This window comes from Streptomyces sp. NPDC046881 (assembly GCF_040645015.1).
Lineage (GTDB): Bacteria > Actinomycetota > Actinomycetes > Streptomycetales > Streptomycetaceae > Streptomyces.
Genome location: NZ_JBEYXJ010000236.1, coordinates 1 through 1,726, shown reverse-complemented (window position 1 = coordinate 1,726; position 1,726 = coordinate 1). Strand labels below are relative to the sequence as shown.

The 1,726-nt window shown below is 56.1% G+C and carries 1 rRNA gene; it reads right to left on the bottom strand.

What is annotated here, in order from left to right:
- A 23S ribosomal RNA gene (locus ABZ923_RS41245) occupies window positions 1-1,726 on the bottom strand; the annotation flags it as partial.

Here is a 1,726-nt window from a genome sequence, read left to right as displayed (position 1 = left end):
ACACTGGCGTGCCTGCTTCACAGTCTCCCAGCTATCCTACACAAGCCGAACCGAACACCAATATCAAACTGTAGTAAAGGTCCCGGGGTCTTTCCGTCCTGCTGCGCGAAACGAGCATCTTTACTCGTAGTGCAATTTCACCGGGCCTATGGTTGAGACAGTCGAGAAGTCGTTACGCCATTCGTGCAGGTCGGAACTTACCCGACAAGGAATTTCGCTACCTTAGGATGGTTATAGTTACCACCGCCGTTTACTGGCGCTTAAGTTCTCAGCTTCGCCCACCCGAAGGTGAGCTAACCGGTCCCCTTAACGTTCCAGCACCGGGCAGGCGTCAGTCCGTATACATCGCCTTACGGCTTCGCACGGACCTGTGTTTTTAGTAAACAGTCGCTTCTCGCTGGTCTCTGCGGCCACCCCCAGCTCAGAGCGCGAAGCTCATCACCGGATGTGGCCCCCCTTCTCCCGAAGTTACGGGGGCATTTTGCCGAGTTCCTTAACCATAGTTCACCCGAACGCCTCGGTATTCTCTACCTGACCACCTGAGTCGGTTTAGGGTACGGGCCGCCATGAAACTCGCTAGAGGCTTTTCTCGACAGCATAGGATCATCCACTTCACCACAATCGGCTCGGCATCAGGTCTCAGACTATGTGCCAGGCGGATTTACCTACCTGACGTCCTACACCCTTACCCCGGGACAACCACCGCCCGGGATGGACTACCTTCCTGCGTCACCCCATCACTCACCTACTAACCGCTTGGTTCGGCGGCTCCACCACTTTCCTTTCCCCGAAGGGTCCGGAACGGCTTCACGGCCTTAGCATCACGATGCTCGATGTTTGACGCTTCACAGCGGGTACCGGAATATCAACCGGTTATCCATCGACTACGCCTGTCGGCCTCGCCTTAGGTCCCGACTTACCCTGGGCAGATCAGCTTGACCCAGGAACCCTTAGTCAATCGGCGCAAACGTTTCTCACGTTTGTATCGCTACTCATGCCTGCATTCTCACTCGTCAACCGTCCACGACTACCTTCCAGTGCCGCTTCACCCGGCAGACGACGCTCCCCTACCCATCACAGCACCCGTTGGGGCTATATGCTGCAATGACACGACTTCGGCGGTACGCTTGAGCCCCGCTACATTGTCGGCGCGGAATCACTAGACCAGTGAGCTATTACGCACTCTTTCAAGGGTGGCTGCTTCTAAGCCAACCTCCTGGTTGTCTGTGCGACTCCACATCCTTTCCCACTTAGCGTACGCTTAGGGGCCTTAGTCGATGCTCTGGGCTGTTTCCCTCTCGACCATGGAGCTTATCCCCCACAGTCTCACTGCCGCGCTCTCACTTACCGGCATTCGGAGTTTGGCTAAGGTCAGTAACCCGGTAGGGCCCATCGCCTATCCAGTGCTCTACCTCCGGCAAGAAACACACGACGCTGCACCTAAATGCATTTCGGGGAGAACCAGCTATCACGGAGTTTGATTGGCCTTTCACCCCTAACCACAGGTCATCCCCCAGGTTTTCAACCCTGGTGGGTTCGGTCCTCCACGAAGTCTTACCTCCGCTTCAACCTGCCCATGGCTAGATCACTCCGCTTCGGGTCTTGAGCGTGCTACTAAAATCGCCCTATTCGGACTCGCTTTCGCTACGGCTTCCCCACCCGGGTTAACCTCGCAACACACCGCAAACTCGCAGGCTCATTCTTCAAAAGGCACGCAGTCACGAGA